We start from the raw sequence: 20,861 nt of genomic DNA, 5'->3' as shown, positions 1-20,861 counted from the left end.
GCCTCAGCGAGTACCCAAACGAAGCGCCGCGTGGCGGTTGACATCCTTATAGAGCAAATAGCGAAACGGCCCCGGCCCCCCGGCGTAGCACGCCTGCGGGCAGAAGGCGCGCAGCCACATGAAATCGCCCGCCTCGACCTCGACCCAGTCCTGATTGAGATGGTAGACCGCCTTGCCCTCGAGCACGTAGAGGCCGTGCTCCATGACGTGGGTCTCGTCGAAAGGGATCACCGCCCCGGGCTGGAAGGTGACGATATTGACGTGCATGTCGTGGCGCACGTCATTTGGGTCGACGAAGCGGGTGGTAGCCCAGCGCCCTTCGGTACCCGGCATGGGGTTGGGCTCGAGGTCGTTCTCGTTGACCACGAAGGCCTGCGGTACTTCGATGCCCTCGACGAACTCGTAGGCCTTGCGCACCCAGTGGAAGCGCACCGGCGCATCCGATTCATTGCGCAGCTGCCAGTGGCAGCCCGGCGGCAGGAAGGCGTAGCCGCCCGGCACCATCTCGTGACGCTCGCCGGCGATGGTCAGGATCATCTCGCCCTCCACCACGAACAGCACGCCCTCGGCGCCGGGGTCGAGCTCGGGCTTCTCGCTGCCGCCACCCGGCCCCACCTCCATAATGTACTGGGAGAAGGTCTCAGCGAAGCCGGAGAGCGGACGCGCCAGCACCCACAGCCGCGTCTGCTCCCAGAACGGCAGATTGCTGGTCACGATGTCTCGCATCACCCCCTTGGGAATGAAGGCGTAGGCCTCGGTGAACACCGCCCGGTCGGAGAGCAGCTGGGTCTGGGGCGGGTGCCCGCCGTGGGGGGCGTAATAGGTGCGTTGGCTCATGAGAGATTCCTTAACGATGAAGTTGGCCAACCTTGTCGGTACTCGGGGCTACCCCGGCGACAGGTCTTCGAGGAGGCGCTGTGAACCCATCCTTGGGCGCCACCTTCGCCATCCATGGCGAAGGACCTCCTCTACGCCCTGCCCCGGCGCCCCTCGTCAAGCAGTCAGGCAGTCCTTTCGGGATTCGGGATTATCGCCCCGGTGCCGGATGATGCTCCATCCAGTGCTTGGCGATCTCCACACGGCGCGCCACCCACACCCGGTCGTGGGCCTCAATATGATCGAGGAAGCGCTGCAGGGCGCGGAAGCGGCCGGGGCGGCCCAGAAGCCGGCAGTGCATGCCCACCGAGAGCATCTTGGGTGACTCCTCGCCTTCGGCGTAGAGCACGTCGAAGGCGTCGCGCAGGTAGGTGAAGAAGTGGTCGGCAGTGTTGAAGCCCTGTGGTGCGGCAAAGCGCATGTCGTTGCTGTCCAAGGTGTAGGGCACGATCAGATGGTCGTGCTCGACGCCCTGGCTGTCGGCTTCACGGGTCCAGAACGGCAGGTCGTCGCCGTAATAGTCGCTGTCGTAGAGAAAGCCGCCCTCGTCGAGAACCAGCCGTCGGGTGTTGGGGCTGTCGCGGCCGGTGTACCAGCCTTGGGGCTTCTCGCCGTAGAGGCGCTGGAAGATCTCCATGGCACGCTGCAGATGCTCGTGCTCGATGTGCTCGGGGACTTCCTGATAGTGAATCCAGCGATAGCCATGGCAGGCGATCTCGTGGCCCAGCTCCTTGAACGCCTGAGCCACCTCCGGGTGGCGCTCCAGGGCCATGGCCACGCCGAACACCGTGAGCGGCAGGCCGCGACGTTCGAACTCACGCAGAATGCGCCACACCCCGGCCCGTGAGCCGTACTCGTAGATCGACTCCATGCTCAGGTGGCGATCGGGATAGGATGCCGCGCCGATGATCTCGGAGAGGAACTGCTCGGAGCCGGCATCGCCATGCAGCACGCAGTTTTCGCCGCCCTCTTCGTAGTTGAGCACGAACTGAACGGCTATCTTCGCCCGCCCCGGCCAGTTGGCGTGGGGTGGGTTACGGCCGTAGCCGACCAGGTCACGGGGGTAATCAATGCTCATCTGGCACCTTCCTCTTTGTTCTGTGTCGCCACAGTTCTGTCTCCACAGTTCTATGTCGCTGCACGAGCACCGTGGCCAATCGGCTTCCGAGGCAAAATGTATACAGGATAGAAAATAGACTGTATCCAGTAGTGTTGCAACCAGACATCTCAACCCTCGCAGGCTAGCGAGATGCTCTCAAGCCCAGGGCTGGCAGCGCGATGCTTCTGCCGCCGACAAGCATGGCAGGGAATAGTCATCTTGGGCACCGGCACCATATTTTTGTATACAAAAAATACGGCACTGACAAGTCCAAATCCGCACCCCCCAGGCCAATTTTCTCAACTTACTCGATGCCGAGACATACGCAGGCGAGAGCGGGAAAGGCCAATCATGTATACAATATACGCCGCCTTCGGTGCCCAGACTCTCAGTGCTACTCGCTCCCTTAGACCTAAGTATAGCGGTCAGACCATCTGACATTATTGCTCGATTGACAGCCAACTCATTGAGAGGAAATAGAAAATCCTCGTAATTCCTGAGGATGATAAATTTCTTGCGCTGAAGAATCGTAGCGCCTATTTTGTGTACAAAGATATTTTTAATTGTTCACAAAGAGAGAGACTGCATGCGACTGCGCGTCATCAACCCCAACACCACGTCTGCCATGACCTGCAAGATCGGTGATGCGGCACAGCGGATCGCCGCCCCCGGCACGAACGTCGTGGCCATTCAGCCCACCGACGGGCCTGTTTCCATCGAGAGTCACTTCGATGAAGCGATCAGCGCCGTGGGCGTACTGGAAGAGGTACTGGCAGGAGAGCGGGAAGGCACCGATGCCTATGTAATCGCCTGCTTCGGCGACCCGGGCCTGCTGGCAGCTCGCGAGCTGACCCGCGCCCCGGTGATCGGCATCGCCGAGGCGGCCTTCCATGCGGCCAGTCTGATCAGCACTCGGTTCTCGGTCGTCACCACCCTGTCGCGTACCGGCATCATCGCCGAACACCTGCTGGAGCAGTACGGCTTTCGCCATCACTGCCGCCGCGTGCGTGCCGCCGAGATACCGGTGCTCGACTTGGAGGAGGACGGCTCGGCAGCGCTGGACCGCATCATCGACGAGTGCCGCCGCGCCCGCGACGAGGATGGCATCGGTGCCATCGTGCTCGGCTGCGGCGGCATGGCCGACCTGACCCAGAGCATTTCCCAGGAAGTCGGGCTGCCGGTGGTCGAGGGCGTCACGGCGGCCGTGAAGCTGGCCGAGGCTCTCGTGGGGCTGGGCCTGGGCACCAGCAAACATGGCGACCTGGCTTTCCCGCGCCCCAAACCCTTCACCGGCCGCTTCGAAAGGTATTCGCAGCTCTCCAACGACCGCTAAAACGCATCAGGACTACGCATCAGGACTACGCATCACAACTACGCATCAGGACTACGAATCACCGCAACGCACCTTGAGCACGTCACGCCAAGCCCGCTGGCAGCATTGGGCACAAACACAACAGAGCCATGACCTGCGAGGATAGACTCATGCCAAACAACAACCCGCACAGCACGGCGGCTCCGGCCACTGCCCCGGCATCGCCATCTGCCGGAACGTCCCCCGGGGCCACGAAGGCCCCGGGGGACGAATCCCTCGCCCCTCAGCAAACCCGCATCATGGGGCGCACCTCTTATTTCCTGGCCTGGTTCGGCGGCTGCGTCTCCATCGGCACCTTTGCCATGGGCTCCAGCGTGGTCGGCACGCTCAACCTGATTCAGGCGACCCTGGCGATTGCCATCGGCTGCTTCGTGATCGGGATTGCGCTGGCCATCAATGGCGCTGCCGGCTACAAGTATGGCATCCCCTTCATGGTCCAGGCGCGCAGTGCATTCGGCTTCGCCGGCACACGCATTCCCGGCCTGGTCCGCGCAGTGCCGGCGGTGGTGTGGTACGGCTTCCAGAGCTGGATCGGTGCCGGCGCCCTGAACATGGTGTCGGCCACCCTGTTCGGCTTCGACAACCTGATCTTCTATTTCATCGCCTTCCAGTTCCTGCAGATCGGCCTCTCGGTGATGGGTTTCCAGGGCATCAAGTGGCTGGAGAACATCGGCAGCGTATTCATCCTCGCCTCGCTGACCTACATGTTCTATGCCACGGTGCAGCGCTACGGCGACGAACTCTCGGCCAACCTCCTGACCATGGAAGGCTCCTGGGGCATGCCGTTCTGGGGCGCTACCATGCTGTTTCTCGGCATCTACAGCACCATGATGCTCAACGTCAGCGACTATTCGCGGGAGCACAAGCACGGTACCCGACCGAGCATCCTGACCACCATCTATGCCATGTCGATCCTGCCCTGCACCCTGTTCATGGGCCTGATCGGCTACATGGTGTCCGAGGCCACCGGCACCGCCGACCCCATCCAGGTGTTCGCCAATGCGGTAGACAACACCCCGCTGCTGATGACCACGCTGCTGTTCATCGCCTTCGCCCAGGTCACCACCAACGTGCTCAACAACGTGGTGCCGCCGACCTATGTGCTGATGGACGTGTTCAAGCTCAAGTTCGCCACTTCTACGGTGATCGTCGGCCTGCTGGCCTTCGCTACCTTCCCCTGGAAGCTGGTGCAACCCGAGTCCGCCGCCGGCCTGCAGCTCTTCGTGCAGACCTACTCCGCCTTCCTCGGCCCGATCTTCGCCATTCTGGTGGTGGACTACTACGTGATCCGTCGCCGCACGCTGGATCTTGGCAAGCTGTATGACGAAGCCGGACCCTACCAGGGCGTCAACTACGCCGCGCTGATCGCCACCGCAGTGGGCATCATCGCCGCCCTCACCTTCTCCGCTGTGTCGTGGTACGCCAGTCTGATCCCCGCAGGTGTCACCTACTATCTGCTGATGACCTACTGGGCGCCCTGCCAGCGCTTCCGTCAGTAGGCAACAGCACAGTACCGTTGCGAGAAAGAGTGCCGCCTCGACCTGATGGTCGGGGCGGCTCTGGATTGGTCGATGGGATGACCAGCCCCCATCAGGCTGGGACCTGACAGCATGTCACCGGGTGGGAACCACAGCCACACTGAGCAGGGAATCAGCTGCGGCCAAAGAGGTTATTCTTCACTTCGACCAGATGCCCCTCGAGCAAAGATCGCGCCGTCTCTTCATCACGGTCACGCAGCGCGGCCACGATGGCGCGATGCTGCGTTTCGTACCGCTCACGCCGCTCCGGCGTCAGCGAAATCCGCTTGAGCCGCCCCCACTCCCCCTCTTCGCGCACCACGTTGGTCAACTCCAGGATACGCAGGAAGAAGTTGTTGTGCGTGGCTTCGGCAAAGGCCTGGTGCAAGGCGCCATCCCAGTGCTCGAACTCCTCGATGCTGCCGGCCGCCTCGGATCGCACCAGGCACTCTTCCATCCGCTCGAAGTCGGCAGCCGTGGCGAAACGCACAATGAGGGAAATCATCTGCGGCTCGATCAGAAGGCGGGCGTCCATCAACTGGGCCGGGCTGACCTGCCCTGCCATGCCGCCCGGCTCGGCCATGCCGGAAGCCTTGGGCGCGGAGTCGAGCGGCACTTCCCCTTCCGCCACGAAGGTACCGCTCCCTACCACCTGAGTGATCAGCCCCAAGGACTTGAAGTGGCCCAGCACTCTGCGTACCGCGCCGCGTGAAGCCCCGAAGCGCTCGCTCAGTTCACGCTCGGTAGGCAAGCGGTGGCCGGGGGGAAAACGTCCGCTGGCGATCTCCGCTTGTACATAGCGTGCCAGGGCTCGGGCGCCATCGGAGCGGATACCGCTCTCGGCCAGGGAATCCCGGAAGTCAACGTCGTCGGTGGTGCGCGCTGGCCTATCGGTCACTTGGCTTCCTTTTCATATCAACCATCATGGGTCCAATTTCTGCTGAATCTAGTCCATTTGGTACATCATGGCAAAACAAATGGGCCTGAACGAGGACTTGAAAGAGTACCAATTGCCTTCTAGGCTCGATCAATACGGAACCAAACAGAACCAAGGAGAGCCAATTCACATGAAATTCGCCACTCTGCGGCCAACGGCCGACCAGCCCCCTCTCGTCGCCCTGGTCGACGCCACGAGCCAGCGCTACTGGCCGCTGAGCACACTGCTCCCCGACTTTCAGGGTGACATGCAGCAGCTGGTTCGCGACTGGCCGGAGCTCAGCGGACGCATCGCCCCCAAGGGCGAAGGCCATCCTCTCGACGGTACACGCCTCGAAGCTCCGCTTCATCCGCATCGCAACATGTTTTGTGTCGGCAAGAACTACTTCGAGCATGCCGCTGAGTTCAGCAGCTCCGGCTACGACAGCAGTACCACCGCCGACGACGTGGTACCCAAGCACCCCATTGTCTTCACCAAGGCCTGGAACACCCTGATCGCCCATGGCGATGACATCCCACGTCACACCGGGGTCACCGATCAGCTCGACTACGAAGCGGAGTTCGCCGTCATCATCGGCAAGGGCGGCCGCGGCATCAAGAAGGCCGACGCTTACGATCACGTCTGGGGCTACACCATTGCCAACGACGTGACCGCCCGCGACCTGCAGCAGCGGCACAAGCAGTGGCACCTCGGCAAGTCGCTGGATGGCCTCTGCCCCATGGGGCCGTGGCTCGTCACCGCCGACGAGGTGAATCGGGACGCCGCCACGATCAAGTGCTGGGTCAATGGCGAGCTACGTCAGGACGCTCGACTCGACCAGCTGATCTTCGACGTGCCGACGCTGATCGAGACTCTCTCGGCCGGTATCACGCTCGAACCCGGTGACGTGATCCTGACCGGCACACCGGTGGGCGTCGGCATCGGCTTCACTCCCCCCAGGTTTCTGCAAACCGGCGACGTCGTGCGCATCGAGGTCGAAGGCCTGGGCACACTGGAAAACCGGGTCGGCCGCTGACCGGCCTGAACGCGTCGATACCAGCTTCAATAGTGCGCATCGTGCGCCACAACAATACCAGGAGCACGCCATGATCCATCCCGCTACCCCACTCAAGTCCCTCTCCGCCGCCGTGCTGGTCGCTGCCGGCGGGCTCGTCACGGCTCCCGCCATGGCCGATGACTTCTACGCCGGCAAGACCATCGAGATGGTGGTGCCATTCGGCGAAGGCGGCGCCACCTACGTGGCAGCCAAATTTCTCGAACCCTTCCTCGAGAAGCATCTGCCGGGCAACCCGCAGGTGAACGTGCGCACCCGGCCGGGCGGTGGATCGATCCTCGGGGCCAACTGGTTCCAGCAGAATGCCGAACCCGACGGCGAGACCATTCTCTTCACCACCTCCTCCACTTCGAATCCCTACGTACTGGGAATGGAGGAGGTGGAGTACGACCTGGCCGCGATGCGTCCAGCCTACAGCCTGCCTTTCGGTGCCGTGATCTACGTATCACCGCAAACGGGGATCGAGACGCCGGCCGACCTGCACTCGGCGGACATGCCGCTGATCTACGGCGGTATCGCCGCTGCCGCCAGCGACCTGCCCGTACTGTTGGCCTTCGAGCTGCTTGACCTCGACCTGCGTGCGGTACTCGGCTTCGACGGTCGCGGACCTGCCCGCCTGGCCTTCGAGCGCGGCGAAACCAACATCGACTTCCAGTTCACCCCTGCCTACATGTCGCAGGTGGTGGACATGGTCGAAGCAGGCTCCGCGGTGCCGATCATGACCGGCGGCTCGGTGGGTGACGACGGTGTACTCAGCGCCCGCGACCTGGCCTTCCCCGACTACCCTGCGGTCTACGAAGTCTACGAGGAGCTCCATGGCGAGCCGCCTTCCGGCGTGGAGTGGGACGCCTTCCAGGCCATCGGCGCCACCACTTTCAACTTCGGTCTCACCGCCTACCTGCCGGAAGGCACGCCCGACGAGGTCATCGAGATCTTTGAGGAGACCATCGCGGCGATCAACGATGACCCGGACTACCAGGAGCAGAGCCAGGACGCCATCGGTGGCTACGACCTGCTGCCAGCATCGGCGGTCACCGATTCGCTGAGCGAGGCCCTGCAACCCTCCGATGAAGTGCGCGACTACCTGCGCACCCTGCTCAACGAGAAGTACGACGTCGAGCTGTAAGCTCGGTACCGATGCGGCCAGCCCTCGGTGGCTGGCCGTATTCGATGATCCCGCATAGGAATCGCAACGTGCTCGAGAATATCGTTTCGGCTCTGGACATCCTGTTCCAGCCCGCGCGGCTGCTGGCGCTCTTCGCCGGCATGCTGGCCGGGATGGTCTTCGGCATGCTGCCGGGGCTGGGTGGCGTAGCCGCCGTTTCCATCCTGCTGCCGTTCATCTACCTGATGGACGGCTACGCCGGCCTGGCCATGCTGCTCGGCGCCATTTCGGTGATCTACACTTCGGACACCATCACCTCGGTGCTGCTCGGCGCACCCGGCTCCCCGGCCTCGGCGCCCACGGCCATCGAGGGGCACGCGCTGGCCAAGCAGGGCAAGGCAGCGCTGGCTCTGGGGGTCGGTTTCCTGGCCTCCATGGTAGGCGGGCTGTTCGGCGCGCTGATTCTCTCCGTCGCCATTCCCATAGCCGGCCCGCTGGTGCTTGCCCTGGGCACGCCGGAGCTGTTCATGTTCGCCCTGGTAGGGCTCTGCTTCGCCGCCAGCATGGTCGGCAAGGATATCACCCTGGGGCTGGCTGCCGCCTGCTTCGGCATTCTGCTGGGCGTGGTCGGCGCTGCACCGGCGGCTGCCAACTACCGCTTCATCTTCGGTCAGTCCTACCTGATGGATGGCCTGTCGCTGCCCATCGTGGCGCTGGGGCTGTTCGCCGTGGCCGAGCTGATCAGCATGGTCGCCTCGGGTGGCGGCATCGCCGGCAAGCCCATGGCCCTGGGCAAGTGGGGCGAGAGCTTCCGCGAGTTCTGGCGCAACCGCTGGCTGGTCTGTCGTGCTTCGGTGATCGGCATCTTCGGCGGCTTCGTCCCGGCAGTGGGCGCCAGCGCTTCCACCTGGATCGCCTATGGTCACGCCATGAGTTCCACCAAGGACAAGCGCCGCTTCGGCAAGGGCGAGATCCGTGGCGTGGCCAGCGCCGAAGGAGCCAACAACGCCACGGTGATCTCCGACCTGGTGCCCACCATGCTGTTCAGCGTGCCAGGCGGCCCCGCCGCCGCCATCTTCCTCGGCGCACTGTTCTCCTTCGGCTTCTATCCCGGCCCGCGCATGGTCAGCGAATCGCCGGATCTGATGTACATGATCGTGTGGAGCGTGGCGCTGGCCTCGGTGATGGGGGCCGCCATCTGCTTCGCCGTGACGCCCTACATCGCCCGGCTGACCCGAGTGAACTTCGCCCTGATCGCCGCCCCGCTGCTGTTGATCATGGTGGCCGGCGCCTACCAGGGCACCCAGACCTTCGGCGACATTCTCGCCCTGCTGATACTCGGCGTACTCGGCTGGCTGATGAAGAATGCCGGCATTCCGCGGGCACCCGTGCTGGTCGGCTTCGTGCTGGCCACCCCCATGGAGCAGTACTTCTGGTTGACCACCCAGATCCACGGCTTCACCTGGCTGACTCGCCCCGGTGTATTGATCATCGCCTCGCTGATCGCCATTCCCCTGGTGCTGAACGCGGTGCGCTGGCTGCGCCGACGCCGCACCGCCACGCCCCAGACGGAAACCGCCGTACCCGGCGAGGAGCCCCCGAGCCACGACAGCAGCATCGTGCTGCTCACCGCACTGCTGATGGTGGCGGCCTTCGGCTATGCGCTGGTGGAGATGCTCGGCTTTCGACCCAACGCCCGGCTGATGCCGAGCCTCGGCATCGTGCCCGGCCTGATGCTGAGCCTCTACGTACTGGGCCGCCAGCTGTTCCGGATTCACCGCCTGGGGCGCGTCGCCAACCTCACCAGCCGGCGCGAACTGCCCATCCTGGGCGGCATCCTGAGCTATGGCCTGGCCATGTGGCTGATCGGCTTCAATCTTGCCACGCCGCTGCTGCTGGGCTGGCTGCTGCTCGGCTGCGCGCAGATGCGCTGGTACGCCGCCCTGCTCTACGGGCTGGCGGTGTACGCCATCGCCCAAGGCATGTTCACGCTGATGCGTCTCACTCCACCAGAGGGGGTATGGGTGAATCTACCGTTGCCTTGGTGAAGCCTAAACAGCCACGACAAGCCCAGGTCAGGAGCCAAAAATCCGATACAGGTCGGGCGCCTCCTGCTCCTCCTCGACGATCGACAGCGAGGCTTCGATCGCCTTGAGATGACGCCCCATGAAGGCGGTAGCCCGCTCGCCGTCACCCGCCTCGAGAAAGCCGATGAGGTCGTCATGGTCGTGCGACTCGCAGCCCAGGTGCCCCGAGCTGCCGTAGACGGCGAGAATCAGGGAAGAGCGCGAACACAGCTGGCCGACGAAGGCCGCCAGGGTGGCGTTACCGGAAAGCTGAGCCAGGCGCTCGTGAAAGGCGGCGGAGAGCTTGATCGCACGGCTCTGCTCGCCCGACTTTAGCGCATCGCGCTCGCGACGGGCCATGTCGCGCAGTTCGCGTACGTCATCGGGCTCGATGCGACGGGCGATCTCCGGCATCAGCCCGCACTCCACCATCTGGCGGGCACCGAACACATCCTTGGCTTCTTCGGCTGTTGGCCGGGTGACGCTGGCGCCACGTCTCGGGGTCAGGGTGACCAGCTGTTCCAGGGCCAGACGCTGAAGGATCTTGCGCACGCCGGTACGGCTGATGCCAAACACTTCGGCGAGGGCATCCTCACGCAGGCGAGCGCCCGGCTTCAGGCGATGCTCGATGATGGCATCGCTGATCGAGCGATAGATCGCTTCGTGGCGCTCGGCACCGTCGCCGTTCTTGCCCAGGCGCCTTGGCTTGGCCTTTCCCGCATCGCCGTCTTCGGCCAGGCTCTGCCGCTGGTTCATGGTCACTCTCCTTGAAGTCCACCGTTGCCGAACATTGTATACGCTTCCTACCGCGACTCGAACAGCAACACGCCCGCTCACCCTTCCGGATCAGGAAAGGTGAGCGGGCGCAGTGCAGATCAAGCGTCCTTGCCGGCTATTCCGACCAGTGGGAGATGAGTTCACGCTCCTCGTCGGTCATGCCTGTCATGTTGCCAAGCGGCATGTACTTACTGGCCACCACCTGCTGGACCTGACTCTTCTGACCCAGGATCTCATCCCAGCTGTCGTACGCCACGCCGGCAGGTGGGGAAGAGAAGCCTGGCTGGGTGGGTTCGCGGGAGTGGCAGACCACACAGTGCTGATCCATCACCGCCTGCACCTCATCCTGGCTCGGCGCCTCGGCGGTACCGTCCCCGGCAGGAACCTGCGCTCTGGGCATGGCCAGCCAGAACGCCACCAGGATCAGCGCTGCGCCAGCTACCGGGTAGGCCGGCTGGATCTTGCCCGCATGCATCACCACGAAGAACTGGCGAATCAGCGCACCGGCGAAGATGAACAACGACATCAGCACCCAGGCGTACTCGTGGTTGTACACGAAGGAGTAGTGGTTGCTGATCATCAGCAGCACCACCGGCAGGGTGAAGTAGGTGTTGTGCACCGAGCGCTGTTTGCCGCGCTTGCCGTCCAGCGGGTTGGGAGTCTCGCCGGCCTGCATCGCCTTGACCATGCGCCGCTGGCCGGGAATGATCCAGAAGAAGACGTTGGCGGACATGGCGGTGGCCATCACCGCACCGGTCAGCAGGAAGGCGGCGCGGCCGGAGAACATCTGCACGCTGAGGTAGGCCACTACCACCATCAGCACGGCGACCGCCAGGCTGAGTATGCCGTCGCGCTCCATGTTGGGGCTGATGCGCTTGCACATCTCGTTGTAGACCACCCAGCCCGCCAGCAGGAACACCAGAGCCAGGATATTGGCCTGCCAGCCGCTCATGTTGGCGGCCCACTCCCAGCTGCTGTGGGGATTGACCAGGTAGAAGCCTGGATTGGTCATGTAGAGCAGCACGAACAGGGCGAAGCCGGAAAGCCAGGTGGTGTAGGACTTCCAGAACGACCAGTGCAGGTCATCGGGCAGCTTGGCGGGTGCCGTGGCGTACTTCTGGTTATGGTAGAAGCCGCCACCGTGCACCGCCCACATCTCGCCGAAAACACCCTTGTCGCGGTCTTCCGCCGCCTTGGGCTTGCGCAGGCTGTTGTCCAGCATCACGAAGTAGATCGACTCACCGATCCAGGCGATCGCCGCGATGACGTGCAGCCAGCGCAGCATGAAATTGACGAACTCGAGCAGGTAAGCTTGCATCTGAGGGGGTCTCGGTCGGTGTTGTTGTTCAGCGGCCCGGGGCCGTCGCAGCCAGTTTGAAGCAAAAAGGGATCCCTAGCTGCCGCGGTAAGTGGAGTAGCCATAGGGCGAAAGCAACAGCGGCACATGATAGTGCTGAGATGCGTCGGCCACGCCGAAGCGCAGCGGGATGACATCCAGGAAGCGCGGCTCGGCGGCCTGAATGCCCTGCTGACGCAGGTAGTCGCCGGCGTGGAAGACCAGCTCGTATTCGCCGGCCTGGAAGTCGTCGCCCTCGAGAATGGGCGCATCGCAGCGGCCGTCGTCGTTGGTGGTGACCGTCTTGAGCGGCGTACGCTCACCGCCCGAGAGCCGAAAGACTTCGATGCGGATGCCCTCGCCGGGGCGGCCCTGGGCAGTATCCAGAACATGGGTGGTGAGTCGTCCCATTGCATTACTCCCTTTTCGTTGGCCCGAGAGCCGTGGAGCGGGCCCGGGCTGGCCAGTGCTGGGCGGGCGCAAGGACCGCCATCGTCATGAAGACAGTTTTAGCTCTTTTGGTAGTACATTTCAAAATTTTTTTGTATACACTTTCACAAAACACGGCTCGACACACATCCTGACCACGGAGACCACCATGACAGACCCCATCCTGGAACCACGCCCCAGCACGCTGACACGCGACGAGTTCGTCGCCCGCTTCGGTGACATCTACGAGCACTCACCCTGGGTGGCGGAGCTGACCTGGGAGCGCGGGCTGCAGCCGCATCAGGACACGCCGGCTGGCCTGGCGGAAGCCATGGGGCAAACGCTGCGTGAGGCTTCCGAGGAGCGCCAACTGGAAGTCATCCGCGCTCACCCCGACCTGGCGGGCAAGGCCGCCATTGCCGGAGAGCTGACGAACGATTCGACCCGTGAGCAGGCCGGCGCCGGGCTGGACCAGTGCACGCCCGAAGAGATGGCACGCTTCGAGCGGTTCAACGGTGCCTACAAGGAGAAGTTCGGCTTTCCCTTCGTCATGGCCGTGAAAGGCAGCGATCGCCACGCCATTCTCGCCGCCTTCGAAACCCGCCTGGACAACTCTCCTGATGAAGAGCGTCGCACCGCCATCGAGCAGATCAACCGAATCGCCCGCTTTCGCCTGGACGATCGTGCCACTGACACCTAGCCAACCTGGCAGCGTCGGGCTTCGACGCTGCTTCCCCGCCCACTTATCCCACCATGGCCTGCCCCGGCAAAGCGCTGTCGCTCCGACGTAAGGCCGGGGCTTTTTCTTGCACAAAAACATGACCAACCGGTCAAATAATTGTCTATATCTTATTGATTTTACGTGAACAACCCAAGTGGTAGACAAAAAATTATTCAAACTGTCTTTCAAATGAAGGACGATTGTGTACATTAATTTTCAGGCGTGGCGTACACAAACGCACCACGAAGACAACAACAACCCGAGAGCCTGACCATGACCGACGCTGATCAAGCCCCTCAGCAAACCCCGCCATCGCGTACCGTCAACCAGAACCCCGACGCCATGCCACCACTAGGCAAGGCGATCCCGCTGGGAATCCAGCACATCATGGCGATGTTTGCCGGCAACGTGACGCCGCCGATCATCATCGCCGGCGTCATCGGCGCCACCACCGGCGAGCAGATCTTCCTGATCCAGGTCGCCCTGTTCGTGGCCGGTATCGCTACCCTGATCCAGACCATCGGCATGGGGCCGATCGGCGCCAGGCTGCCCATCGTCCAGGGCACCAGCTTCGGCTTCCTCCCGGTGGCACTTCCCCTGGCCGGAACCTTCGGCCTCGCCGCCGTACTGGGCGCCTCTCTGGTGGCTGGCTTCCTGCAGGTGGGACTGGGCGCCTACCTCAAGAAAATCCGCCATTGGTTCTCGCCGGTAGTGACCGGCATCGTGGTGCTGTTGATCGGCATCACGCTGATGCCGGTTGGGCTCAACTATGCTGCAGGAGGGGTAGGTGCCGATGACTTTGCATCGCCCACCAACCTGGGCCTGGCACTGTTCGTGCTGGTGGTGACCATTGTCGTGCATCAGTTCGGGCGTGGTTTTCTCAAGGCCGCCTCCATCCTGGTTGGTCTGGCCAGCGGCTATCTGCTCGCCATCGTGTTGGGCATGGTGGACTTCACCAGCGTCGGCAACGCCGCCTGGTTCGCCTTCCCCAAGCCCCTGCAATACGGCCTGGAGTTTCACCTTACCGCCATCATCGGCATGACCTTGATCATGTTCGTGGTGGGGCTCGAGACAATCGGCAACATTTCCGCCATCACCATCGGCGGCGCCGGGCGTCAGGCAAAGGATCGTGAACTCTCCGGTGGCGTGATGGCCGACGGCGTTGCCACCTCCTTTGCTGCCATCTTCAATACCCTTCCCAACACCGCCTACGCCCAGAACGTGGGCTTGATCACCCTGACCGGCGTAGTCAGCCGGCACGTGGTGACCATCGGTGGCATCCTGCTGATCTGCATGGGCCTGTTCCCCAAGCTGGGCGGGCTAGTCGCGGCCATGCCCCATGCGGTCCTGGGGGGTGCAGGCGTGGTGATGTTCGGCATGATTGCCTCAGCGGGGCTCAAGATCATCCAGCAGTGTGAGCTCAACCAGCGCGCCATGTTGATCATCGCCGTCTCCATGAGCCTGGGCATCGGTCTGCCGGCAGTGGAAGCCATTGCCGAGACGATGCCCGGCCAGGCTGGCCTGCTGCTGAAATCGGGCCTGGTTCCGGCCGCACTCGCCGCCCTGCTGCTGGATGCGGTGCTGCCGGGCAAACCGAGGCATCAGGCAGCGGAAGAGCCGGTGGCCACCAAGAGCGAGGACGCCCAAACCAACGCCTGAACCAACAGCCGGCCGGGCCCCCCGGCCGGCACCTCACGCAACGACTCAGTGCAATTTTGCACTTTTTCCCTCCTTCCGGCGCCCGCCTCGGGTTCTACACTGGTCGCATCCCCTCAACATGGAGGATGCGATATGTTTCGTGACCGTCTGGATGCTGCCGAGCAGCTTGCCTCACGTCTTTCCTATCTCAAGGGCAGCAATCCGCTGGTGCTGGCCATTCCCCGCGGCGGGGTACCCATGGGCCGTTACCTGGCCGATGCCCTCGAGGGTGAACTTGACGTCGTACTGGTACGCAAGATTGGCGCACCGGGAAACCCCGAATTCGCCATTGGCGCCATCAGCGAAGAGGGCGTCATGAAGCTCGACGAGGCGGCAGCGCATTTTTCGAAGGAGTCGATCGAGCGGGTCGCCGAGCAGCAGCGTAAGCTGCTCAGGGAGCGCCGTGAGCGCTACAGCCCGATCCACTCGCCGATTCCCCCCGATGGCCGGATCGTGGTGATCGTCGACGACGGCAGCGCTACCGGCGCCACCATGGAGGCAGCACTGCAAACCCTGCAGGGCCGCACCGAACGCCTGATTGCAGCCCTCGGCGTTGCTTCACCCAGCGCCGTCGCCCGGTTGGAGGCATTCGCCGATGAAGTCGTTTGCCTGGAAGTCCCAAGCGGCTTCATGGCCGTGGGCCAGTTCTTTGCCGACTTCGGACAGGTAGAGGAAGAGGAGGTAATAGCGCTACTGAAGTGACGCCAGCTGCGCCACTCCTCGTGCCCACACAAAAAAGCCGCCACCCCTGGGGGCGACGGCCTTGTGCCTCGACGAGGTCTTACTTGGTGGCAGCGCTGGCAGCCTTGACGTTCTGCTCGGTCAGCTGCTGGCCTTTCTGCAAAAACTCCTGGCTCAGATCGACGACCTTTTTGGTGTCGCCCTGCAGACGCTCGCCCAGCTCCTTGACGGCTTTCTGCTGGGTTTCGAGAACCTGCTTGAGGCCATCGGCGTCCTTGACGTCGACCCAGGCGCGAGCCTGGGCCAGGCTCAGGTCGGAGTAGCTGCGGAAAGCGTCCATCTGGGCAGACAGCAGCTTCTCGTAGTATTCCAGCGTCAGCGAGCCATAGGCACGCGCCGGGGCGAAGAACAGGGATTCGAACTGCTGAGTGGCTTTATCTTGGGTCTTGCTCATGAGACACCTCCTACGTTGAGTTGCCAAGGCTGGATCAAGTAGGATCGCGCCTTGTTGCAATGCAACATAGCACCCCGGATTGTGCATTGCAACATTTTATTGCACCGCAGCATTTGCCGCTTCACCCGGCCCACCCGGCCTTCTCAACGCCCGACCTTCTCAACGATAGGCGCCCTCGATGTCGGTAACGCGCATCGCCTTCTGACCCAGGCCGTCGTGCAGCTCGAGCATGCGCTCGAGCCAGCCATAGACCGGATCCGCATTTGAGACGAGGTCTGCACTGGAGACGATCCGAGCCCACATGAACGAGCCAAATACCAGGTAATCGGCCGCCGCAGGCACCGCTCCGTCCAGGAAGTCACTGTCCTGCAGCTGGCCACGCAGCGGTGCAAGGGCGGCATCCAATTGGGCCAAGCCCTTTGCCGGGGAATGGAACTCTTCGAGAGTGCGACCGAAACGTTTCTCTCGGGTCTCGCGGAAGTAGTCGCGATCCTTGGGATGGATCGCGTTCAGCAGATCCATGATGATGGTGCGCATCATCGCCGGCTGCAGTGCGCGTTCCGCGTAGTGCTTGAAGAAACGTGCGCGGGACTCCGCCATGCCCTCCCCCAGCAGCGGGGTGCCGGGATAGGCCCGGTCCAGGTAGCGCAGAATCTCGTAACTGTCAGTGACGGTACTGTCTCCGTCGACAAGTACCGGCACCTTGTCATGGTCGGCAAAGGCCAGCGCCTGCTTGTCGGTGAAGTACCACGGACGAGTTTCTGCCTCGAGCCCCTTGTGCGCCAGTGCATAGCGCACACGCCAGCAATAGGGTGAAAAGAGCAGCCCCTCGTCGATACCGCAAAGCTCGTAGAGAACCCTTGCCATGGCGCCTCCTGGGGAAAGTCGATGGACGAGCCCCGATAGTGCCAGCCTTGACGGCAGGATGCCAACAGGCCCCGGCTCGACTACGCTGAAGGGGGACCAACTGTCCATTAGTCTAATAACAAATGGCCTGACGGGCGCCACTCACCCCCGCCAATGAACTACAAGCCCATGTTTTCAGAAATATTTTTTCTGATTCCAAAGATGTTTCACCTCACCAAGGATTGGTCATACCAATTGGCCAAGGATGGCAACTTCGACTCGCACTTCGTATCGTTGCCGTCCACGCCGGTCAGAGCGGATACGCCCTGCCGTCTGCATTGGTCTCATGCCCCCTAACAAGGAGAATCCGAGGTAATACCATGACGGATACGACCTTAGCGCTACTCGCCTTCACCCCCTTGATACTTGCGGGGGTTCTGCTGATCGGCTTTCGAATGGCTGCCAAGACAGCGATGCCGATCGTCTACCTGGTCACGGCTGTCATCGCCCTCTTCGCCTGGGAGATGAGCTTCAATCGCGTCCTGGCGTCGACCTTCCAGGGCCTCATACTTACCGCCTCGATCCTGTGGATCATCTTCGGTGCCATCCTGCTCCTCAATACGCTGAAGCACTCGGGCGGCATTGCGGCCATCCGCAACGGCTTCTCGGGTATCAGCCCCGACCGCCGGGTGCAGGCAATCATCGTCGCCTGGCTGTTCGGCTGCTTCATCGAGGGGGCATCGGGCTTCGGCACGCCTGCAGCAGTGGCAGCCCCGCTGATGGTGGCGCTCGGCTTCCCGGCGCTGGCCGCCGTGGTGGTCGGCATGATGATCCAGTCTACCCCGGTCTCCTTCGGCGCCGTGGGCACGCCCATCGTGGTTGGGGTCACCGGTGGCATCAACCAGGACGCCATCACCGAGCAGTTGGAGGCCGGCGGCTACACCTGGCTGGAGTACTTCCACCTGATTGCCGCCGAAGTCGCCATCGTCCACGGCATCATCGGCATCCTGATGCCGCTGATCATGGTCGTGATCATGGTCAAGTTCTTCGGCGCCAACAAATCGTGGAAGGAAGGACTCTCCATCGCCCCGTTCGCCATCTTTGCCGGGGTCGCCTTCGTGGTGCCCTACATGCTGGCTGGCGCGCTGCTGGGGCCGGAGTTCCCGTCGATGATCGGCGCCATGGTGGGCCTGGCCATCGTAGTCCCCGCCGCCCGTCGCGGCTTCCTGATCCCCAAGGACACCTGGGACTTCCCCGAGCGCACCAGCTGGCCCGACAACTGGATCGGCAAAATCGAGATCAAGATCGACGACATCGCCGGAAAGACCCCGCTCTCCACCTGGATGGGCTGGCTCCCCTACGTGCTGCTGGCCGTGTTCCTGGTCGCTTCTCGCACCATCGAGCCGCTGCGTGAAGCGCTCAATGCCTGGACGTTCGGCTGGAACAACATCTTGGGTGAGTCCGGCGTCTCGGGCAGCCTTGCCCCGCTCTACCTGCCCGGCGGCATTCTGCTGATGGTGGTACTGGTCACCGCCCTGATCCACCGCATGCGTGCCGGTGAGCTCAAGGCGGCCTTCAGCGAGTCCTCGCGCACCATCTTCGGCGCCGGCTTCGTGCTGATCTTCACCATCCCCATGGTACGAATCCTGATCAACTCCGGCGTCAACGCCGCCGACCTGGTCTCCATGCCGGTGGCCATGGCCCAGTTCGTGGCCGACGGAGTGGGCGATGTCTATCCCTTCTTCGCGCCCGCGGTAGGCGGCCTGGGGGCCTTTATTGCCGGCTCCAACACCGCCGCCAACCTGATGCTGGCCGAGTTCCAGTTCAACGTCGCCCAGCAGCTCGGCGTCTCCACCGCCTTCATGGTGGCACTACAGGCTGTGGGCGCCGCCGCAGGCAACATGATCGCCATCCACAACGTGGTAGCGGCATCGGCCACCGTCGGCCTGCTCGGCCGCGAAGGCGAGACCATCCGCAAGACCATCCTGCCGACGATCTACTACCTCTTGTTCGCCGGGGCAATCGCCATGGTTGGCTTCTATGTGCTCAATCTCAGCGACCCGCTGATGGAAGCCGGCCAGCAGATGGAGCAGCCCCTCATCGAGGAGGTGCAAGAGGAGAACGGCGAGGCTGTGGAACAGGATGAGGAGGATGAACTGGACCAGGAGCCGCTCGACGCGGACGATTGATCCTGGCCTGACCTGGCTGTAACGCTGAGCGCCCCGAGGAGTTGTTCCTCGGGGCGCTCTCGTTGGTAGCCTCGAGCCCTAGTCGATGCGCTCGAGCCCACCCTTGTGCTGGCGTGCCTTCTCCACGTAGACCGCCGCATTCAAGCGCAGACCCTCCACGGCGTTGTCGTCGAGCTGGCGTATCACCTTGGCCGGGGCGCCCACGATCAGCGAATTGGGCGGAAACTCGGCCCCCTCCTTGACCACGGCGCCGGCCGCCACCAGGCAGTTCTCGCCGATCACCGCGCCATTAAGAATGACCGCCTGGATGCCCACCAGGCTGCCGTCGCCGATGGTGCAACCGTGCAGCATCGCCTGATGGCCGACCGTGACCCCCTTGCCCACCTTGAGCGGAAAGCCAGGATCGGCGTGCAACACGGCCCCATCCTGGATGTTGCTCTGCTCGCCCACCTCGAGGTGGTCGGAGTCACCGCGCAGCACTGCCTGGTACCAGACGCTTGCCTCGGCCTGCAGGGTCACCTGCCCTATCACCTCGGCGCTCTCGGCCACGTAGACACTTGCATGGACGTCGGGGCGGTGCTCGCCATATCGGTAGATTGCCATCGCTGCTCCTCCCTGGTTGTCAGATCGTCGACGCCGGTAACTCGCTGCCGGCCTCGGAAAAGTAATCGCTTACAGCCGAAACGACTCGCTCGACGGCGTCGGTAGTCACGTCAAGATGGGTCACCAGCCGGGTGACCTGCCCCACCGCTACCAGAATGCCCCTGGCCTCGAGATGAGCCTGCAGTGCCTGGCAGTGGGCCTGCGGAAAGGCCACGAATACCATGTTGGTATCGCAAGCGCGAACTTCCACCCCCGGCACGGCCGCAAGGCCCTCGGCCAGCCGCCGGGCGTTGTCGTGGTCATCGATCAGGCGATCGACGTGATGCTCGAAGGCGTAGTGGCAGGCCGCGGCCAACAGCCCCGCCTGGCGCATGCCGCCGCCAAGGGTCTTGCGCCAGCGTCGTGCGTGGGCAATGAAGTCGCCCTCGCCCAGCAGCAGCGAGCCCACCGGCGCACCGAGCCCCTTGGAGAAGCACAGCGACACCGAATCGAAGCCCTCACAGAGCGTGGCCAGGGAGAGTCCCGTGGCCACCGAAGCGTTGAACAGCCGCGCCCCATCCAGGTGAGTGGCCAAGCCCTGTTCATGGGCCTGGGCGGTAGCGGCCAGGGTGTAGTCGCGCGGCATCACCATGCCGCGGTAGGTGTTCTCCAGCGCCAGCAGCCGCGAGCGGGCATGGTGGATGTCATCGCCCTTCACCGCTGTGTGCAGTGCATCGAGCGCCAGGCTGCCGTCGGCCTGGTGGGGCAACGGCTGAACCGCGACGCTGCCCAGCGCCGCTGCTCCGCCCCCCTCGTCCCGGAAGATGTGGGAGTACTGACCGGCGATCACCTCCTCGCCCCGCTGGCAATGGGTCAGCAGTGCGCAGAGATTGCTCTGGGTTCCCGAGGGGAGAAACAGGGCGGCGGCCTTGCCGGCGCGCTCGGCCACAGCCTGTTCGAAGGCTTTGACTGTGGGGTCGTCGCCCCAGACATCGTCTCCCACCTCGGCGCGGACCATCGCCTCGCGCATGGCCGCGGAGGGTCGAGTCACGGTATCACTGCGTAGATCGATCATGTAAGGCCTTGTCTCCTCGTCACTGGGCCGGCAGCGGCAAGGGGCGA

The 20,861-nt window shown here is 63.3% G+C and carries 19 protein-coding genes; 9 read left to right on the top strand and 10 right to left on the bottom strand.

Annotated features, from left to right (window positions below):
- Window positions 1–3: 3 nt before the first annotated feature.
- Window positions 4–837: a bifunctional allantoicase/(S)-ureidoglycine aminohydrolase gene (locus H1D44_RS09575; RefSeq protein WP_181514628.1), complete on the bottom strand. Its 834-nt coding sequence runs from the start codon at window positions 835–837 to the stop codon at window positions 4–6.
- A 190-nt stretch (window positions 838–1,027) separates the two neighbouring features.
- Entirely contained in the window at window positions 1,028–1,954 is a 927-nt protein-coding gene (gene puuE, locus H1D44_RS09570; protein WP_181514627.1) for an allantoinase PuuE, read from the bottom strand.
- Between the two features lie 607 nt (window positions 1,955–2,561).
- On the opposite strand from puuE, the gene H1D44_RS09565 reads away from it, so the two are divergent.
- Both H1D44_RS09565 and H1D44_RS09560 read left to right on the top strand, forming a co-directional pair.
- Window positions 2,562–3,308 carry an aspartate/glutamate racemase family protein gene (locus tag H1D44_RS09565; protein ID WP_181514626.1) on the top strand — a complete coding sequence of 249 codons (747 nt, stop codon included), beginning with the start codon at window positions 2,562–2,564 and terminating at the stop codon, window positions 3,306–3,308.
- 149 nt (window positions 3,309–3,457) lie between these two features.
- Window positions 3,458–4,846 (top strand): NCS1 family transporter, encoded by a 1,389-nt coding sequence (locus H1D44_RS09560; RefSeq protein ID WP_181514625.1) that lies wholly within the window; start codon window positions 3,458–3,460, stop codon window positions 4,844–4,846.
- A gap of 151 nt (window positions 4,847–4,997) precedes the next feature.
- On the opposite strand, the gene H1D44_RS09555 is transcribed toward H1D44_RS09560, so the two are convergent.
- A complete protein-coding gene (locus tag H1D44_RS09555) occupies window positions 4,998–5,762 on the bottom strand; it encodes a FadR/GntR family transcriptional regulator (protein ID WP_238984366.1) in 765 nt (254 codons plus the stop codon).
- Between the two features lie 169 nt (window positions 5,763–5,931).
- Between H1D44_RS09555 and H1D44_RS09550 the strand changes: the two genes are divergently transcribed.
- The 3 genes from H1D44_RS09550 (at window position 5,932) to H1D44_RS09540 (ending at window position 10,008) form a co-directional block, all read left to right on the top strand.
- A complete protein-coding gene (locus tag H1D44_RS09550) occupies window positions 5,932–6,816 on the top strand; it encodes a fumarylacetoacetate hydrolase family protein (protein ID WP_181514624.1) in 885 nt (294 codons plus the stop codon).
- 70 nt (window positions 6,817–6,886) lie between these two features.
- On the top strand, window positions 6,887–7,981 hold the full coding sequence (locus H1D44_RS09545) for a Bug family tripartite tricarboxylate transporter substrate binding protein (protein ID WP_181514623.1): 1,095 nt from the start codon (window positions 6,887–6,889) through the stop codon (window positions 7,979–7,981).
- 68 nt (window positions 7,982–8,049) lie between these two features.
- Entirely contained in the window at window positions 8,050–10,008 is a 1,959-nt protein-coding gene (locus H1D44_RS09540; protein ID WP_181514622.1) for a tripartite tricarboxylate transporter permease, read from the top strand.
- 27 nt (window positions 10,009–10,035) lie between these two features.
- Here the strand turns inward: H1D44_RS09540 and H1D44_RS09535 are convergent, their stop codons facing one another.
- The 3 genes from H1D44_RS09535 to uraH all read right to left on the bottom strand — a co-directional run bounded on the left by H1D44_RS09535 (window position 10,036) and on the right by uraH (window position 12,550).
- Window positions 10,036–10,782 carry a GntR family transcriptional regulator gene (locus H1D44_RS09535; protein WP_181514621.1) on the bottom strand — a complete coding sequence of 249 codons (747 nt, stop codon included), beginning with the start codon at window positions 10,780–10,782 and terminating at the stop codon, window positions 10,036–10,038.
- 136 nt (window positions 10,783–10,918) lie between these two features.
- Window positions 10,919–12,121, bottom strand: coding sequence for a urate hydroxylase PuuD (locus H1D44_RS09530; protein ID WP_181514620.1), 1,203 nt, complete (start codon window positions 12,119–12,121; stop codon window positions 10,919–10,921).
- Between the two features lie 75 nt (window positions 12,122–12,196).
- Window positions 12,197–12,550, bottom strand: a complete 354-nt coding sequence (gene uraH, locus H1D44_RS09525; protein WP_181514619.1) for a hydroxyisourate hydrolase — start codon at window positions 12,548–12,550, stop codon at window positions 12,197–12,199.
- A gap of 187 nt (window positions 12,551–12,737) precedes the next feature.
- Between uraH and uraD the strand changes: the two genes are divergently transcribed.
- The 3 genes from uraD (at window position 12,738) to H1D44_RS09510 (ending at window position 15,689) form a co-directional block, all read left to right on the top strand.
- Window positions 12,738–13,268, top strand: coding sequence for a 2-oxo-4-hydroxy-4-carboxy-5-ureidoimidazoline decarboxylase (gene uraD, locus H1D44_RS09520; RefSeq protein ID WP_181514618.1), 531 nt, complete (start codon window positions 12,738–12,740; stop codon window positions 13,266–13,268).
- Between the two features lie 294 nt (window positions 13,269–13,562).
- On the top strand, window positions 13,563–14,948 hold the full coding sequence (locus H1D44_RS09515) for a uracil-xanthine permease family protein (RefSeq protein WP_181514617.1): 1,386 nt from the start codon (window positions 13,563–13,565) through the stop codon (window positions 14,946–14,948).
- Window positions 14,949–15,080: 132 nt separating this feature from the next.
- On the top strand, window positions 15,081–15,689 hold the full coding sequence (locus H1D44_RS09510) for a phosphoribosyltransferase (RefSeq protein WP_181514616.1): 609 nt from the start codon (window positions 15,081–15,083) through the stop codon (window positions 15,687–15,689).
- 79 nt (window positions 15,690–15,768) lie between these two features.
- Here the strand turns inward: H1D44_RS09510 and H1D44_RS09505 are convergent, their stop codons facing one another.
- Both H1D44_RS09505 and H1D44_RS09500 read right to left on the bottom strand, forming a co-directional pair.
- Complete coding sequence (locus tag H1D44_RS09505; RefSeq protein WP_181514615.1) at window positions 15,769–16,122, bottom strand: phasin family protein; 354 nt, start codon at window positions 16,120–16,122, stop codon at window positions 15,769–15,771.
- Between the two features lie 159 nt (window positions 16,123–16,281).
- The gene (locus H1D44_RS09500; protein ID WP_181514614.1) at window positions 16,282–16,989 is read right to left on the bottom strand and encodes a glutathione S-transferase N-terminal domain-containing protein; all 708 of its coding nucleotides are present in this window, start codon (window positions 16,987–16,989) and stop codon (window positions 16,282–16,284) included.
- Between the two features lie 359 nt (window positions 16,990–17,348).
- Here H1D44_RS09500 and H1D44_RS09495 point away from each other — a divergent pair, with 359 nt between their 5' ends.
- Window positions 17,349–19,157 (top strand): L-lactate permease, encoded by a 1,809-nt coding sequence (locus tag H1D44_RS09495; protein ID WP_181514613.1) that lies wholly within the window; start codon window positions 17,349–17,351, stop codon window positions 19,155–19,157.
- A 78-nt stretch (window positions 19,158–19,235) separates the two neighbouring features.
- On the opposite strand, the gene H1D44_RS09490 is transcribed toward H1D44_RS09495, so the two are convergent.
- Window positions 19,236–19,760, bottom strand: coding sequence for a gamma carbonic anhydrase family protein (locus H1D44_RS09490; protein WP_181514612.1), 525 nt, complete (start codon window positions 19,758–19,760; stop codon window positions 19,236–19,238).
- 19 nt (window positions 19,761–19,779) lie between these two features.
- Complete coding sequence (gene ltaE, locus H1D44_RS09485) at window positions 19,780–20,814, bottom strand: low-specificity L-threonine aldolase (protein ID WP_181514611.1); 1,035 nt, start codon at window positions 20,812–20,814, stop codon at window positions 19,780–19,782.
- Window positions 20,815–20,861: the final 47 nt, after the last annotated feature.

Source organism: Billgrantia kenyensis (assembly GCF_013697085.1).
Classification (GTDB): domain Bacteria; phylum Pseudomonadota; class Gammaproteobacteria; order Pseudomonadales; family Halomonadaceae; genus Halomonas; species Halomonas kenyensis.
This window is presented reverse-complemented; position numbering and strand designations above follow the sequence as displayed.

What these genes read in the sequence shown, in the direction of transcription:
- ltaE (WP_181514611.1), bottom strand. Translation starts at nt 20,814, where the DNA reads ATGATCGATCTACGCAGTGATACCGTGACTCGACCCTCCGCGGCCATG.
- H1D44_RS09495 (WP_181514613.1), top strand. Translation starts at nt 17,349, where the DNA reads ATGACGGATACGACCTTAGCGCTACTCGCCTTCACCCCCTTGATACTT.
- uraD (WP_181514618.1), top strand. Translation starts at nt 12,738, where the DNA reads ATGACAGACCCCATCCTGGAACCACGCCCCAGCACGCTGACACGCGAC.
- H1D44_RS09510 (WP_181514616.1), top strand. Translation starts at nt 15,081, where the DNA reads ATGTTTCGTGACCGTCTGGATGCTGCCGAGCAGCTTGCCTCACGTCTT.
- H1D44_RS09530 (WP_181514620.1), bottom strand. Translation starts at nt 12,121, where the DNA reads ATGCAAGCTTACCTGCTCGAGTTCGTCAATTTCATGCTGCGCTGGCTG.
- uraH (WP_181514619.1), bottom strand. Translation starts at nt 12,550, where the DNA reads ATGGGACGACTCACCACCCATGTTCTGGATACTGCCCAGGGCCGCCCC.
- H1D44_RS09500 (WP_181514614.1), bottom strand. Translation starts at nt 16,989, where the DNA reads ATGGCAAGGGTTCTCTACGAGCTTTGCGGTATCGACGAGGGGCTGCTC.
- H1D44_RS09490 (WP_181514612.1), bottom strand. Translation starts at nt 19,760, where the DNA reads ATGGCAATCTACCGATATGGCGAGCACCGCCCCGACGTCCATGCAAGT.
- H1D44_RS09545 (WP_181514623.1), top strand. Translation starts at nt 6,887, where the DNA reads ATGATCCATCCCGCTACCCCACTCAAGTCCCTCTCCGCCGCCGTGCTG.
- puuE (WP_181514627.1), bottom strand. Translation starts at nt 1,954, where the DNA reads ATGAGCATTGATTACCCCCGTGACCTGGTCGGCTACGGCCGTAACCCA.
- H1D44_RS09575 (WP_181514628.1), bottom strand. Translation starts at nt 837, where the DNA reads ATGAGCCAACGCACCTATTACGCCCCCCACGGCGGGCACCCGCCCCAG.
- H1D44_RS09535 (WP_181514621.1), bottom strand. Translation starts at nt 10,782, where the DNA reads ATGAACCAGCGGCAGAGCCTGGCCGAAGACGGCGATGCGGGAAAGGCC.
- H1D44_RS09515 (WP_181514617.1), top strand. Translation starts at nt 13,563, where the DNA reads ATGACCGACGCTGATCAAGCCCCTCAGCAAACCCCGCCATCGCGTACC.
- H1D44_RS09565 (WP_181514626.1), top strand. Translation starts at nt 2,562, where the DNA reads ATGCGACTGCGCGTCATCAACCCCAACACCACGTCTGCCATGACCTGC.
- H1D44_RS09505 (WP_181514615.1), bottom strand. Translation starts at nt 16,122, where the DNA reads ATGAGCAAGACCCAAGATAAAGCCACTCAGCAGTTCGAATCCCTGTTC.
- H1D44_RS09560 (WP_181514625.1), top strand. Translation starts at nt 3,458, where the DNA reads ATGCCAAACAACAACCCGCACAGCACGGCGGCTCCGGCCACTGCCCCG.
- H1D44_RS09550 (WP_181514624.1), top strand. Translation starts at nt 5,932, where the DNA reads ATGAAATTCGCCACTCTGCGGCCAACGGCCGACCAGCCCCCTCTCGTC.